A 14,350-nucleotide genomic window follows, 5' to 3' on the forward strand; every position below is an offset into this window, starting at 1 on the left:
GCAGCGGCGCGCACGCCCATTTGTCTTGACATCAAGATAGTTCGCGTCCACACTGAGTTTTTATCTTAGTGTCGAGATAGTTGTATGGCTTCTTCTTCCGTCCGCCCCGCCTGGGGCGATATTCTGCTCACGGCGCTGGCGCCCCTGATCTGGGGTTCCACGTATATCGTCACGTCCGAATTGCTGCCGCCCGACCGGCCCTTCACGGCGGCCCTGATCCGCGTCTTGCCGGCTGGCTTGCTGTTGCTGCTGGTCATGCGGCGCCTGCCCGCGCGGCGCGACTGGATGCGCGTGCTGATCCTGTCCGCGCTGAATATCGGCGTGTTCCAGGCGCTGCTGTTCGTGGCCGCCTACCGCTTGCCTGGCGGCTTGGCGGCCGTGGTGGGCGCCATCCAGCCGCTGCTGGTGATGGGCCTGGCCTGGGGCGTGGAAGGGCGCCGTCCGGCCCGCCTGGCCTTGGGGGCCAGCGTGCTGGGCGTGGCTGGCATGGGTGTTTTGTTGTTGTCGCCGCGCACCGTGTGGGAACCGGTCGGCATCGCTGCCGCGCTGGGTGGCACGGCCTGCATGGCGGCCGGCACCTATCTGACGCGGCGTTGGAAGCCGGACTTGCCCGTGCTGGCGCTGACGGGCTGGCAATTGCTGCTCGGCGGCCTGATGCTGGCGCCCGTCGCCTGGCTGGCCGACGCGCCCTTGCCGGCATTATCCCTGCAGCAAGTGCTGGCCTACGCCTACCTGTGCCTGGCCGGCGCCCTGCTGGCGTACGCCTTGTGGTTCCGTGGCATCGCCAGGCTGTCGCCCGTGGCCGTCTCCTCGCTGGGACTGCTCAGCCCCCTGATGGCCGTCGTGCTGGGCTGGGCCTTGCTGGGCCAGGCCATGACGGGCTGGTCGATGCTGGGCTTGCTGCTGGTGCTGGCCAGCGTGCTGGCCGTGCAGTGGGCCAGCGCCCGTCCCGCAACAAACGTCTGATTTCTACGCATTTCTCCTCGGCAGGCCGATCGCGTCGGCCTGCCTGTTTCCCTCTGGGCGCTCCCTTTTTGCTGCACCGCACATACAGTTTTGCTTGCACTGTAATAGGGCATTGAGGCACTATTCGCTTCGCGCAAACGTTTGCGCGCCGTAAAATTTCATAAAAGCATGGTGTAGACGTGCTTGACCAACAACTCTGGAGACGCTCATGACATCCCGTATTCGCCTGAAAATGATTGCCGCCGCTGTCCTGGTGTGTGCCTTGCCCGCAGCGCCGGCGATGGCGCAGACACCTGCCAAACCGAAGGTCGCATTGGTGATGAAGTCGCTCGCCAATGAATTTTTCCTGACCATGGAAAATGGCGCCAAGGCGCATCAGAAGGCCAATGCCGCCAAGTACGACTTGCTGTCGAACGGCATCAAGGATGAAACGGATACGTCGAGCCAGATCAAGCTGGTCGAGCAAATGATCGTCTCGCGCGTCAACGCGCTGGTGATCGCCCCGGCCGACTCGAAGGCGCTGGTGCCGGTGCTGAAGAAAGCCATCGACGCGGGCATCATCGTCGTCAATATCGACAACAAGCTCGACGAAGGCGCCCTGAAAGAGAAGGGTATTTCCGTACCGTTCGTCGGCCCGGACAACCGCAAAGGCGCCAAGGTCGTCGGCGACTTCCTGGCCAAGCAGATCAAGAAGGGCGATCCGGTCGGCATCATCGAAGGCGTCTCGACCACCTACAACGCGCAGCAGCGCACCCTGGGCTTCCAGGACGCCATGAGCGCGGCCGGCGCCAAGGTCGTCAGCGTGCAGTCGGGCCAGTGGGAAATCGCTCCTGCCAATACGGTGGCGGCCGCCATGCTGAACGCCAATCCGAACATCAAGGCTTTGCTGTGCGGTAACGACAACATGGCCATCGGCGCCATTTCCGCCATCAAGGCGGCCGGCAAGACGGGCAAAGTGCTCGTCGTCGGCTACGACAACATCAACGCCATCAAGCCGATGCTGGCCGATGGCCGCGTGCTGGCTACCGCCGACCAGTTCGGCTCGCAGCAAGCCGTGTTCGGCATCGAGACGGTGCTGAAAGCGCTGGCGCAGAAGAAGAAACAGGCCGATCTGGGTGGCGTCATTGAAACCAAGGTCGAACTGGTCGCCAAGGCTGCCAAGTCCTGATCGTTTGATCCCGCCGGGGCCGGCGCCTGCCTACTCATGCGAGCAGGCGGCGGCGGCCCCGCCGCCACTACCGCGGAGTTTTATCATGCCCATCGACATCCCCCCGGCGCCATCAGCCGCCATCCCTCTATTGACCCTGGACAACATCGGCAAGTCCTATGTCGGCCCCGTGCTGGGCGGCGTGGGCTTGCGCTTCGCCCCCGGCCAGGTGCTGGCGCTGACGGGCGAAAACGGTGCTGGTAAAAGCACCTTGTCGAAGATCATCTGCGGTCTGGAGCAAGCCACCACGGGCACGATGCTGCTCGACGGCAAGCCTTACCAGCCCGCCTCGCGCGGCGCCGCCGAGGCGCTGGGCATCCGCATGGTGATGCAGGAACTCAATCTGATTCCCACCCTGTCGATCGCGGAAAACCTGTACCTGAAAAACCTGCCGCAGCGTTTCGGCTTCATCGACCGCGGCCGTCTCGAACGCGACGCGCGTGAACAGATGGAAAAAGTCGGCCTGGGCGGCCTCGATCCGTGGACCCTCGTGGGCGAACTGGGCATCGGCCACCAGCAAATGATCGAAATCGCGCGCAATTTGATCGGCGCCTGCCGTTTGCTGGTGCTCGACGAGCCGACGGCCATGCTGACGCACCGCGAAGTGGAATTGCTGTTCCTGCAGATCGAACGTCTGAAGGCCGAAGGCGTGTGCATCATCTATATTTCCCACCGCCTGGAAGAACTCAAGCGCGTGGCCGACCGCATCGCCGTGCTGCGCGATGGGCAACTCGTGTGCGACGACGATATCGCGGGCCATTCCGCCGCCGATCTGGTCAGCCTGATGGTGGGCCGTTCGGCCGACGATGCGGTGGACCTGAGCGGTCGCACCAACGGCGCGCCATTGCTGCGCGTGCGGGGATTGGCGCGCGGCAAGGTCGTCAACCCGACCTCGTTCGACTTGCGCGCCGGTGAAATCCTCGGCATCGCCGGTCTGATCGGCTCGGGCCGCACGGAATTGCTGCGCCTGATCTTCGGCGCCGACCGTGCCGACGCCGGTGACGTGTTCCTTGGCGACAGCGAAACACCGGCCGCCCTGGCCTCGCCGCAGGCAGCGGTGAAAGCGGGCATCGCCATGATCACGGAAGACCGCAAGGGCCAAGGCTTGTTGCTGCGCCAGTCCATCGCCGTCAACACGACCCTGGCCTCGCTCGACACCGTCAGCGGCGCCGGCTGGCTCAACGATGCGTCCGAAGCGTCGGTGGCCGACGACTACATCGAGCGCCTGGGCATCCGCTCGCGCAACAGCGCGCAAACGGTGGCGGAACTGTCCGGCGGCAACCAGCAAAAGGTGGTGATCGCCCGCTGGCTGTACCGCGACTGCCCCGTGATGCTGTTTGACGAGCCCACGCGCGGCATCGATATCGGCGCCAAGTTTGATATTTATCAGGTGCTGGCCGAGCAGGCGCGTCAGGGCAAGGGCCTCGTCATCGTCTCGAGCGACTTGCGCGAACTGATGCTGATCTGCGACCGCATCGCCGTCATGAGCGCGGGCAGCATCGTCGAGACCTTCGAGCGCGGCGCCTGGAGCCAGGACGCACTGCTGTCGGCCGCCTTCTCCGGCTATTTGACCCCTACTTCCACTCCAGCTGCGGTCTGATCCGCCGGAAAGATTCCCATGACCACCAATTCCTCTCCTTCGTATCTGCAGCGCAGCCTGGCCGACCTGAAAAACTATGCGGGCCTGATCGGCGCCCTGCTGGCCATGTGCGTGCTGTTCTCGTTTGCCAGCGAAAACTTCTTCACCCTGGCCACCTTGAGCACCTTGTCGAACAATATTCCGACCCTCGTCGTGATGGCTGTCGGCATGACCTTCGTGCTGATCATCGGCGGCATCGATCTGTCGGTCGGTTCCGTGATGGCGCTGGCCGCTTCCGTGCTGTCGCTGGCCGTCGTGCACTGGGGCTGGCCCGTATGGAGCGCGGCCCTGCTGGGCATGTTCGTCGCCGCCCTGTGTGGCGCCACCACGGGCCTGATTTCCGTCGGCTGGCGCATTCCCTCGTTCATCGTTTCCTTGGGAGTGCTGGAAATGGCGCGCGGCATGGCGTATCAAGTGACGAACTCGCGCACGGAATACATCGGCAGCGCCGTTGACGGCATCAGCTCGCCGATCGCCTTCGGCCTGTCGCCCGCTTTCATCGCCTCGATTGCCATCGTTGTCATCGGCCATTTGGTGCTCACGCGCACGGTGCTGGGCCGCCACTGGATCGGCATCGGCACGAATGAAGAAGCCGTGCGTTTGTCCGGCATCAATACAAAACCGTCGAAAGTGCTGGTGTTTGCCTTGATGGGCTTTCTCGCCGGCGTGGGCGCGCTGTTCCAGGTGTCGCGCCTGGAAGCGGCCGACCCGAACGGCGGCGTGGGCATGGAATTGCAAGTGATCGCCGCCGTCGTGATCGGCGGCACGAGCCTGATGGGCGGTCGCGGTTCCGTCATCAGCACGTTTATCGGCGTGCTGATCATTTCCGTGCTGGAAGCGGGCCTGGCGCAAGTGGGCGTGTCCGAACCCGTGAAACGCATCGTCACGGGCCTCGTGATCGTCGCGGCCGTGGTGCTCGATACCTACCGCCGCCGCGGCGAGCGTTCATAATACTGGCCCATGGCAACCATCAAACAAGTGGCGCAGGCGGCGGGGGTGTCGTTTACCACCGTGTCGCACGTCCTCAACAATACCCGCCCCGTCAGCGACGAGGCGCGCCGCGCCGTGCTGGCGGCGGCGGAGGCACTGCATTACGTGCCCAGCGCGCTGGCGCGGTCCTTGCGCAGCCGCAGCACGGGCACCATCGGCCTGATCATTCCGAATAATACGAACCCGTATTTTTCGGAAGTGGCGCGCGGCATCGAGGACAGCTGCTACGCGGCCGGTTACAGCGTCATTTTGTGCAATTCCGATGACGACCCCGTCAAGCAGCGCGACTATTTGAATGTGCTCTTGACCAAGCGCTGCGACGGCCTGATTTTGTCCGCGCTGGCCGACAGCGATGGCGAATTGCTGCGCAAGATGAAGGTGCCGGCCGTGCTGCTCGACCGCGCGCCCAGCGACCTGTCCATCGATGCCGTGGCTGTCGACAACCGCGCCGGTGGTGCCCTCGCCGCGCGCCATCTGCTGGGACTGGGACGCCGGCGCCTCGCCTGCATCGCCGGCCCGCGCGAAGTGAGCATTTCCAATGACCGCATTGCTGGCGTGCGCAGCGCTATGGCGGACGCAGGCGTAGTCCTGGCCGATACGCTGTGCCGCCATAGCGATTTCACGAGCGCGGGCGGCTATGCTGCCGCGCTGGACTTGCTGGCGCTGCCGCCAGGCCAGCGCCCGGACGCCTTGTTCTGCTGCAACGACTTGATGGCCTTTGGCGCCTTGCGCGCCGCCGCCGAGCGCGGCATTGCCGTGCCCGGTGAACTGGCCGTTGTCGGCTTCGACGATATCGACCTGGCCAGCTTCGTGCATCCGGCCTTGACCAGCGTGGCGCAAAATACGCGCGAGCTGGGCCACATCACGGCCGCCTGCCTGCTGGCGCGCATCGCCGACCCCGCCTTGCCGCGCCAGCAGCGCAGCATCGCCCCGGAGCTGCACGTGCGCGGCTCCAGCGTGGCCGCCACGCTACCTTCTATCGCACCTACTTCTTCACCTGCAACTGAACTGATGGGAATGACATCATGATCGTGGTTATCGGCAGCATCAATATGGACCTGGTCTTGCGCGTGCCGCGCATGCCCCTCCCCGGCGAAACCCTGACGGGCGGCGCTTTCCGTACGATTCCTGGCGGCAAGGGCGCCAACCAGGCCGTGGCCTGCGCGCGCTTGAGCGGCAAGGTGGCGGGCGCCCAGCAAGTGGCCATGGTCGGCTGCGTGGGCGACGATGCGTTTGGCGCGACCTTGCGCGCGGCGCTGGTGGGCGACGACATCATCGACAGCCACATTACGACCTTGCCGGGCGTCGCGTCCGGCATCGCTTCCATCCTCGTCGACGACAATGGCCAGAACAGCATCGTCATCGCCGGCGGCGCCAACGATCTGCTCAGCCCCGCGCACATTGACGCGGCAAAAGAGCTGATCGAGCAGGCCGACATCGTCGTGCTGCAGCTGGAAACGCCGATGGCCACCGTCGTGCACGCGATCAAATTGGCCCGTTCGCTGGGCAAGACCGTGGTGCTGAACCCGGCCCCGGCGGCCAGCCTGCCGGCAGGCGTGCTGGAACTGGTCGACTACCTGATTCCGAATGAAATCGAAGCGGCCATGCTGGCCGGCGTCAGCCCGGAAGGCGCGGATGCCAAGGCGCTGGCCGCCGCGCTGCAAAAGCTGGGCAGCGACAACGTCATCATCACTCTCGGCTCCAAGGGCGTGCACGCGGCCCTGTATGGCGGCGATTACACCTTCCCCGCCGAAGCGGTGCAAGCGGTCGACACGACGGCCGCCGGCGACACCTTCATCGGCGGCTTTGTCGCGGGCCTGGCGTCCGGCATGGATGAGGCGGAAGCGATTCAGCAAGGCCAGCGCGCGGCCGCCTGGAGCGTCACCAAGCCCGGCGCGCAAACGTCGATTCCCCACTTGCACGAGCTGTTCTGAACCCATGAAAAAATCACCGCTGCTTAATATCGCACTGTCGCAACTGATCGCTTCGCTGGGCCATGGCGACATGCTCGTCATCGGCGACGCGGGCTTGCCGTCGCAACCGGGCGTGCCCCTGATCGACCTGGCCCTGACGCGCGGCATTCCCGGCTTCATCGATACCGTGAATACCGTGCTCAGCGAAATGCAGGTGGAATACCATTTGCTCGCCAGCGAATTGCCGCAGCACAATCCGGCCATGGCGGCGCAGGTGGCGGCCCTGGCCTTGCCCGATGCGCGCCAGGTGACGCACGAGGAGTTCAAGCAATTGAGCAAGGGCGCGCGCGCCATCGTGCGCACGGGCGAGTGCAGTCCGTACGCCAACATCATTTTGGTGGCCGGCGTCGTGTTCTAGCGCAAACAATGGCGACATTGTTTGCCAAAAACATCAACGCTATTGTCCTCACTGAAATAGTTATCCATTGGCAAAAGGGGCGGCTACAATAGCCTTACCCCTGCCAGCTTGGCAGCTTCCTGTGGTGTTGCGCCATGCCGATGAAAGCCCTCGACGCTTTCCGCTGCTGTTTCTTCCTGCTGCTGTGCCTGGTCACGCCCGTGCGGGCGCTGGAACCCGTCTCCCTGCACCTCAATTTCACGCACCAGTTCCAGTTCGCCGGCTATTACGCGGCCATCGAGCAAGGCTATTATCGCGAGGCGGGACTGGAGGTGAAACTGGTCGAAGGCAGCGGCGTGCCGCCTGCCGAGGCAGCCGTGCTGGCGGGCCAGGCCGAGTATGGCGTGGGCAACAGCACCTTGTTGCTCAGCAGGCTGGCGGGCAAGCCCGTGGTGGTGCTGGCCGTGGTGTTCCAGCATTCGCCCAGCGTGCTGCTGATGCGCCAGCAGGGCGGCGCGCCCGACGTGCGCAAACTGGTGGGAGCGCCCGTGATGATCGGCGCGGCCAGCGACGTGGCCCTTGCCTCCGATGAAGTGTCGCTGTTCCTGGCGAAAATGGGCGTCGCGCCGCAGCAGATGCGCCACTTGCCGCCCAGCTACCGGATCGAGGATTTGATCAATGGCAAGGTCGATGCGATTGCCGCGTACTCCACCAATGAACCGGACTACCTGGACCGGGCGGGCTTTTCCTACTACCAATTTACGCCGCGCACGGCCGGCATCGATTTCTACGGCGACAACCTGTTTACCAGCGAGCAGGAACTGCGCCGCCATCCCGAGCGCGTGAAAGCGTTCCGCGCGGCCAGCCTGCGCGGCTGGCAATACGCGATGGCGCACCGCGAGGAAATGGCGCAACTGATCCACGCCAAATACAGCCAGCGCCACGACCGTGCGCACCTGCTGTACGAGGCGCAGCAGATGGAATTGCTGCTGCAGCCCGTGCTGGTGGAGCTCGGCTACATGAATCCCCAGCGCTGGCAGCACATCGCCGACACCTATGCCAGCATGGGGGTGCTGCCGCGCCATGCCACGGACAGCCGCGCCTACAAAGGCTTCCTGTACCGTCCCGTGCCGGGCGCCGACCTGGGCTGGCTGTATCTGTCGCTGGGCCTGGCGGGCAGCCTGCTGGCCGTGTCGGCTGCCTTTCACTTCAACAACCTGGCGCGCGAGCGCCGCCGCACGGAGGAAACCATCCGCCAGGGGGAATTGCGCTTTCGCACCATGTTCGAGGAAGCGCCCATGGGCATCGCCCTGATCGATACCGTGAGCGGACAGTTTCTCGACATCAACCCGCGCTACCTGGCCATCAGCGGGCGCAGCCTGGAACACATGAAACAAACGAGCTGGATGGAGATCAGCCATCCCGATGACGTGGCTGGCGAGCAAGAGCAGGTGGCGCAGTTGCTGGCGCGCAGCTTGCACGGTTTTCGCCACGCCAAGCGCATCGTGCGTCCCGATGGCAGCGTGGTGTGGGTCGACGCGTCGGTGACGGCCATCGCCACGGCGCGCCATGGCGGCCCGCATCACCTGTGCATGCTGGAAGACGTGACGGACAAGCGGCAAACGGAAGCGCTGATCTGGCAGCAAGCCAATTTCGATACCCTGACGCAATTGCCGAACCGGCGCATGTTCCACGAGCGCTTGCGCCAGGCGCTGGCCCAGGGCCGGCGCGATACGAGCCGCGTGGCCATCCTGTTCATCGACCTCGACCATTTCAAGGAAGTCAACGATACCCTCGGCCACCACCAGGGCGATATCCTGCTGATCGAGGCGGCGCGGCGCATCCGCGTGGGCGTGCGCGAGACGGACACGGTGGCGCGCCTGGGTGGCGATGAATTCACGGTGATCCTGTCCGACCTCGATGATCTGCAGCAAGTCGACCGCATCGCGCGGCAGATACTCGACGGCTTGCTGGCGCCGTTCCTGCTGGGGCAGGAGCAGGCGTTCGTCTCGGCCTCGATCGGCATCACCCTGTATCCGGACGATGCGGGCAATATCGAGGACTTGCTCAAGCAGGCGGACCAGGCCATGTATGTGTCGAAAGGGGCGGGGCGCAACCGCTACAGCTACTTTACGCCCGCCATGCAGGTGGCGGCCGTCAACCGCATGCGCCTGGGGGCGGATTTGCGCACGGCCTTGCGCGAGCAGCAGATGCAGCTGTATTACCAGCCCATCGTCGAGCTGCACAGCGGCAAACTTGCCAAGGCGGAAGCCTTGCTGCGCTGGCAGCATCCGCAGCGGGGCGTGGTATGCCCGCCGGATTTCCTGGCGCTGGCCGAAAGCAGCGGCCTGATCGTGGAGATCGGCGACTGGGTGCTGCACACGGCGGCCGCGCAGCTGCTGCGCTGGCGCGCGCAAGGCCATGCCATCGGCTTGCCGGGGCTGCAACTGTGCCTGAACCAGTCGCCGCTGGAGCTGCAGCGCGAAGTGGAGGCGCCCGGCACCTGGCTGCGCCAGCTGATGGCGCTCGATGTGCCGGCCTCGGCCATCGTGCTCGACATGCGCGAAGATGTACTTTTACCCAACGGCAATAGCATGGCGCCACGCCTGCAGCACCTGCGCGAAGCGGGTCTGCAGATCGCCCTGGACGACTTTGGCAGCGGCCATGCCTCGCTGACGCAGCTGCAGCAGTGCGGCATCGATTATCTGAAGCTCGATGGCGTGCTGGTGCGCAAGCTGGCGGACGGCAGCAGCGAGCTGGTGCTGTGCGAAGCCATCGTCACCATGGCGCATAAACTGGGCTTGCAGGTCATCGCCGAAGGGGTGGAGACGCAAGCACAGCGCGCGCTGCTGCTGGAAATCGGCTGCGATTTTGCGCAAGGCGAGCTGTTTGCGCCGCCGCTGTCCATCGAAGCGTTCGATGCGCTGCTGCACGCGCAGCGGCCCTTGCACCCTTGAAACAGGCATCGCCCGCCACCAGATTTCATCCAGGCCTGCGGGACGGGGCTCCCGGCTTGAACGGGCTTATACTCGACGGGCTGGCGCCTGCGCCCGGCTTTGCTGTCACCGGTAGCTAACGGGGTGCGCAGGCAATATTTCTTCCATTCACTCAACTCGAGGTGACCTCATGGGCATTTTCAGCAATATCTACAACAAGATCTTCCACCATTCGTCCGACGCCGCACCGGCAGCCACGCCGGCCGCCGCCACGACCGCGCCTGCCGCAGCACCGGCGGCCGCACCTGCTGCGCCAGCGGCTGCCGCGCCCGTGGTGGACGTGGAAGTGGTGCTGGTCGACCTGGCCAGCAAGAACGCGGAAAAACTCAATTGGCGCACGTCCATCGTCGACCTGATGAAACTGCTTCAACTCGACAGCAGCCTGGCGTCGCGCAAGGAACTGGCGCAAGAGCTGCATTTCACGGGTGACACCAACGATTCGGCCAGCATGAATATCTGGCTGCATCGCCAGGTGATGATCAAGCTGGCGGAAAACGGCGGCAAAGTACCGGACGAACTGAAGAACTAAACACCTGGCGGCGGCAGGGGTATCCATTGTCACCGCTATCCAATCGCGTGGGAACTGCCTATCATGGAGTTCCCATGATGTCGTGATAGCTAAAACCAATTGAAACTATTGTGACAATCAATTTTGCTTATGGGTTAAAACCCCTTACACTAGAGTCTTACTGATTCACCACACGAGAGGAAATGAAATGTCGCTGATCAATACCCAAGTTAAACCATTCAAGGCAACCGCATACCACAATGGCAAATTCGTCGACCTGACGGAAGCGTCGCTGAAAGGCAAGTGGTCGGTATTCGTCTTCTACCCAGCCGACTTCACCTTCGTTTGCCCAACCGAACTGGAAGATCTGGCCGATCACCACGCTGAATTCCAGAAGCTGGGCGTCGATGTCTACGGCATCTCGACCGATTCGCACTTCGCGCACAAAGCATGGCACGACACCTCGGACGCGATCAAGAAAGTGCAATACGCACTGATCGGCGACCCAACCGGTACCCTGTCGCGCAATTTCGAAGTCATGATCGAAGAAGAAGGCATGGCACTGCGCGGTACCTTCGTCATCAATCCAGACGGCTTCATCAAAGTGCTGGAAGTGCATGACAACGGCATCGGCCGTGACGCATCGGAACTGTTGCGCAAAGTGAAGGCAGCTCAATACGTTGCCGCTCACCCAGGCGAAGTGTGCCCAGCCAAATGGACGGAAGGCGCAGCAACCCTGACCCCATCGCTGGACCTGGTTGGCAAGATCTAAGTCTCGATGCAACACGTAGCAAACAAGTAGTTACCGCGATGCCGGACCGGGCGTCCGGCCCGGCATTCGCCTAAATATTTGTAAAGGAAGAAAAAATCATGTTAGACGCAACCCTCAAAACCCAACTGAAATCCTACCTGGAAAAAGTGGTGTATCCGCTTGAGCTGGTCGCTTCTCTCGATGACAGCGCAAAAGCCCGCGAGATGAAGGAATTGCTCCAGGAAATAGTCCTGTTGAGCGACAAGATCACGCTGGTCGAGCGCCTTGACGCTGGCGTACGCGCCCCGTCGTTCAGCATCAACCGTACCGGCTCCGACATCGGCGTGCGTTTCGCCGGTGTGCCGCTGGGCCACGAATTTACCTCCCTGGTGCTGGCGCTGCTGCAAGTGGGTGGCCACACCATCAAGTTCGATGAGGCCGTGATCGAGCAGATCCGCAACCTCGACGGCGACTACGAATTTGAAACGTTTATTTCGCTCTCCTGCCATAACTGCCCGGAAGTGGTGCAGGCCCTGAACGCCATGTCGGTCATCAATCCGCGCATCAAGGTCACCACCATCGATGGCGGCGTGTTCCCGAAAGAAGTGGAAGAGCGGCAAATCATGGCCGTGCCGATGATGTTCCTCAATGGCGAACACTTTGGCCAGGGACGCACGAATGTCGAGGAAATCCTCGCCAAGCTCGACACCAATGCCGGCGCTCGCCAGGCGGAAGCGTTGAACAAGAAAGACGTGTTTGACGTGCTGATCGTCGGCGGCGGCCCTGCCGGCGCGGCAGCGGCCATCTACGCGGCCCGCAAAGGCATCAAGACGGGCGTGCTGGCCGAGCGTTTCGGCGGCCAGGTGCTCGACACCCTTGCCATCGAAAACTTTATTTCCGTCAAGGAAACCGATGGTCCGAAGTTCGCCATGGCGCTGGAACAGCACGTCAAGGAATACGAAGTCGACATCATGAACACCCAGCGCGCCGCGAAATTGACGCCGGGCAAGTTGGTGCAGATTGAAACGGCAAATGGCGCCATCTTGAAAGCCAAGACCGTCATCCTGGCCACCGGCGCCCGCTGGCGCGAAATCAACGTGCCGGGCGAGAAGGAATACCGCAACCACGGTGTCGCCTACTGCCCGCACTGCGATGGTCCTTTGTTCAAGGGCAAGCGCGTGGCCGTGATCGGCGGCGGCAACTCGGGTGTGGAAGCGGCGATCGACCTGGCTGGCCTGGTCAAACACGTGACCCTGATCGAGTTCGGCGCGGAACTGCGTGCCGATGCGGTGCTGCAACGCAAGCTGCACAGCCTGCCCAACGTGACGGTGATTACCTCGGCGCAAACGACCGAGATCCACGGCGACGGCAAGATCGTCAATGGCCTCTCCTACACGGACCGGGTCAGCGGCGAATCGAAAAAGGTCGAGCTGGAAGGCGTCTTCGTGCAAATCGGCCTGGTGCCGAACACGGAATGGCTCAAAGGCACGGTAGCGCTGTCGCGCCACGGCGAAATCGAAGTCGATGCCCGCGGCCAGACCTCGATCCCCGGCGTGTTTGCGGCCGGCGACGTCACCACGGTGCCGTACAAGCAGATCATCATCGCCACCGGCGAAGGTGCGAAGGCAGCCCTGTCCGCCTTTGACCACCTGATCCGCTCGGATGACGAGGAAGTGGTCGAAGAGTCGGCAGCGAAAGAAGCATTGACGGCGTAAATCTTTACGCTGAAAAAAACCGGAACGGCCGCGAGGTGGTTCCGGTTTTTTTTATGTGTAGAAGAAACTTAGCTGCCCGCGTACAGGGGATTGGCGGCCACATACACCCGGATGCCATCGACGGGCATGTCCTTCGGCGCGATGTCGCTCAGAGCGAAGACGGTCTTGTTGTTGAAAGTTTGCACGTGCCATGTAAAACGCTGGCCGGCGCGCGCGATGGTGACGGTTTCGCCGCGCGTGACGTTGATGTGGCGCGTGTCGGGCCGCAGCTCGATGCTGCGCTGGGCGGCCGTGTGCGGGGCGCTGCTGCCATAGTCGGCGGCCGTGCCTGTGGGGCCGGCAGCGATGGCCGAGGTGGCAAGGGTGGCGCACAGGATGGCCAGGGCGCGGCGGTGGGTGTTCAACATAATTTCTCCAAGAATAAGCCTGGCGCAGCGAGTAGCCGCGCCATATTGTCGTTGTGGCTGCACCGGGATCGCCGGTTTTTGCAACACGGCATCCTAAGCGTTTCTTGTCGGATCTGCAAAGTCCTATTTCACAATTGCACCGTCGCCGCCAAGGGCACGAGCAAGGCCAGGGCCTGATCGCTGCCCGGATACAGGGCCAGGCTGGGGCAAATTGCAGCAAAGCATGATGGGCCAGAGGACGAGGTAGGGAGAAAACTGCGGGGTAGGGGCGGAGCCGGGGTAGCGCTGATTCTAGAGCATTTGCGGTCCCACAATGGGAAAAGCCCTTCGGTTCAGAGAACCAAAGGGCTTTTCTTTTATTGGCGGAGCGGACGGGACTCGAACCCGCGACCCCCGACGTGACAGGCCGGTATTCTAACCAACTGAACTACCACTCCAAGCTCGTATGATCTGTGTTGCTGATCCATGAAGCACTGGATAATTTTCTGATTTGGTGGGTGCTGAGAGGCTCGAACTCCCGACCTACGCCTTGTAAGGGCGCCGCTCTACCAACTGAGCTAAGCACCCGCATACCCAGAAAACTATCCCGACGTTTGTCACCACGTCTGGAAGAGGCACTATTATAGGGGGCGCTTTCGTGCTTGTGCAACTATTCTTGAGGGTGAACAGCAGTTTTTTTGCTGAAAAGCGCAAAAATAGTCAGGGAAGGGGGAACTGACGTGTTTTCTGCTTCTGAAATGGGAAAAGCCCTTCGGTTCAGAGAACCAAAGGGCTTTTCTTTTATTGGCGGAGCGGACGGGACTCGAACCCGCGACCCCCGACGTGACAGGCCGGTATTCTAACCAACTGAACTACCACTCC

General features: G+C 62.8%; 12 protein-coding genes and 3 tRNA genes. 11 read left to right on the top strand and 4 right to left on the bottom strand.

The annotated features are described in order from the left end of the window. Window positions 1–84 precede the first annotated feature (84 nt). The 11 genes from JAB6_RS17200 (at window position 85) to ahpF (ending at window position 13,082) form a co-directional block, all read left to right on the top strand. Window positions 85–966 carry an EamA family transporter gene (locus JAB6_RS17200; RefSeq protein WP_070303777.1) on the top strand — a complete coding sequence of 294 codons (882 nt, stop codon included), beginning with the start codon at window positions 85–87 and terminating at the stop codon, window positions 964–966. 232 nt (window positions 967–1,198) lie between these two features. Continuing rightward, window positions 1,199–2,134 carry a sugar ABC transporter substrate-binding protein gene (locus JAB6_RS17205; RefSeq protein ID WP_254671669.1) on the top strand — a complete coding sequence of 312 codons (936 nt, stop codon included), beginning with the start codon at window positions 1,199–1,201 and terminating at the stop codon, window positions 2,132–2,134. Between the two features lie 85 nt (window positions 2,135–2,219). Next, window positions 2,220–3,773 carry a sugar ABC transporter ATP-binding protein gene (locus tag JAB6_RS17210; protein ID WP_070303781.1) on the top strand — a complete coding sequence of 518 codons (1,554 nt, stop codon included), beginning with the start codon at window positions 2,220–2,222 and terminating at the stop codon, window positions 3,771–3,773. A gap of 18 nt (window positions 3,774–3,791) precedes the next feature. After that, entirely contained in the window at window positions 3,792–4,763 is a 972-nt protein-coding gene (locus JAB6_RS17215; protein WP_070303783.1) for an ABC transporter permease, read from the top strand. A 9-nt stretch (window positions 4,764–4,772) separates the two neighbouring features. Continuing rightward, the gene (locus JAB6_RS17220) at window positions 4,773–5,831 is read left to right on the top strand and encodes a LacI family DNA-binding transcriptional regulator (RefSeq protein WP_070303785.1); all 1,059 of its coding nucleotides are present in this window, start codon (window positions 4,773–4,775) and stop codon (window positions 5,829–5,831) included. Beyond that, the gene (gene rbsK, locus JAB6_RS17225; protein WP_070303787.1) at window positions 5,828–6,736 is read left to right on the top strand and encodes a ribokinase; all 909 of its coding nucleotides are present in this window, start codon (window positions 5,828–5,830) and stop codon (window positions 6,734–6,736) included. Before JAB6_RS17220 ends, rbsK begins: the two co-directional genes overlap by 4 nt. A gap of 4 nt (window positions 6,737–6,740) precedes the next feature. After that, window positions 6,741–7,133, top strand: coding sequence for a D-ribose pyranase (gene rbsD / locus JAB6_RS17230; protein ID WP_035823039.1), 393 nt, complete (start codon window positions 6,741–6,743; stop codon window positions 7,131–7,133). Between the two features lie 134 nt (window positions 7,134–7,267). After that, window positions 7,268–10,069, top strand: a complete 2,802-nt coding sequence (locus JAB6_RS17235) for an EAL domain-containing protein (RefSeq protein ID WP_254671667.1) — start codon at window positions 7,268–7,270, stop codon at window positions 10,067–10,069. 169 nt (window positions 10,070–10,238) lie between these two features. After that, window positions 10,239–10,637, top strand: a complete 399-nt coding sequence (locus JAB6_RS17240; protein WP_070303791.1) for a DUF3597 domain-containing protein — start codon at window positions 10,239–10,241, stop codon at window positions 10,635–10,637. A gap of 187 nt (window positions 10,638–10,824) precedes the next feature. After that, window positions 10,825–11,388 (top strand): alkyl hydroperoxide reductase subunit C, encoded by a 564-nt coding sequence (gene ahpC / locus JAB6_RS17245; protein ID WP_034753905.1) that lies wholly within the window; start codon window positions 10,825–10,827, stop codon window positions 11,386–11,388. 98 nt (window positions 11,389–11,486) lie between these two features. Continuing rightward, entirely contained in the window at window positions 11,487–13,082 is a 1,596-nt protein-coding gene (gene ahpF / locus JAB6_RS17250; RefSeq protein WP_070303793.1) for an alkyl hydroperoxide reductase subunit F, read from the top strand. A 68-nt stretch (window positions 13,083–13,150) separates the two neighbouring features. Here ahpF and JAB6_RS17255 read toward each other — a convergent pair whose 3' ends face one another. The 4 genes from JAB6_RS17255 to JAB6_RS17270 form a co-directional block, all read right to left on the bottom strand. After that, window positions 13,151–13,489, bottom strand: coding sequence for a CzcE family metal-binding protein (locus JAB6_RS17255; RefSeq protein WP_070303795.1), 339 nt, complete (start codon window positions 13,487–13,489; stop codon window positions 13,151–13,153). A gap of 360 nt (window positions 13,490–13,849) precedes the next feature. Then, a tRNA-Asp gene (locus JAB6_RS17260) sits at window positions 13,850–13,926 on the bottom strand. A 54-nt stretch (window positions 13,927–13,980) separates the two neighbouring features. Further along, window positions 13,981–14,056: transfer RNA gene (locus JAB6_RS17265), tRNA-Val, on the bottom strand. 217 nt (window positions 14,057–14,273) lie between these two features. After that, window positions 14,274–14,350 (bottom strand) — tRNA-Asp (locus JAB6_RS17270).

Source organism: Janthinobacterium sp. HH104, from assembly GCF_001758715.1.
Classification (GTDB): domain Bacteria; phylum Pseudomonadota; class Gammaproteobacteria; order Burkholderiales; family Burkholderiaceae_D; genus Janthinobacterium; species Janthinobacterium aestuarii.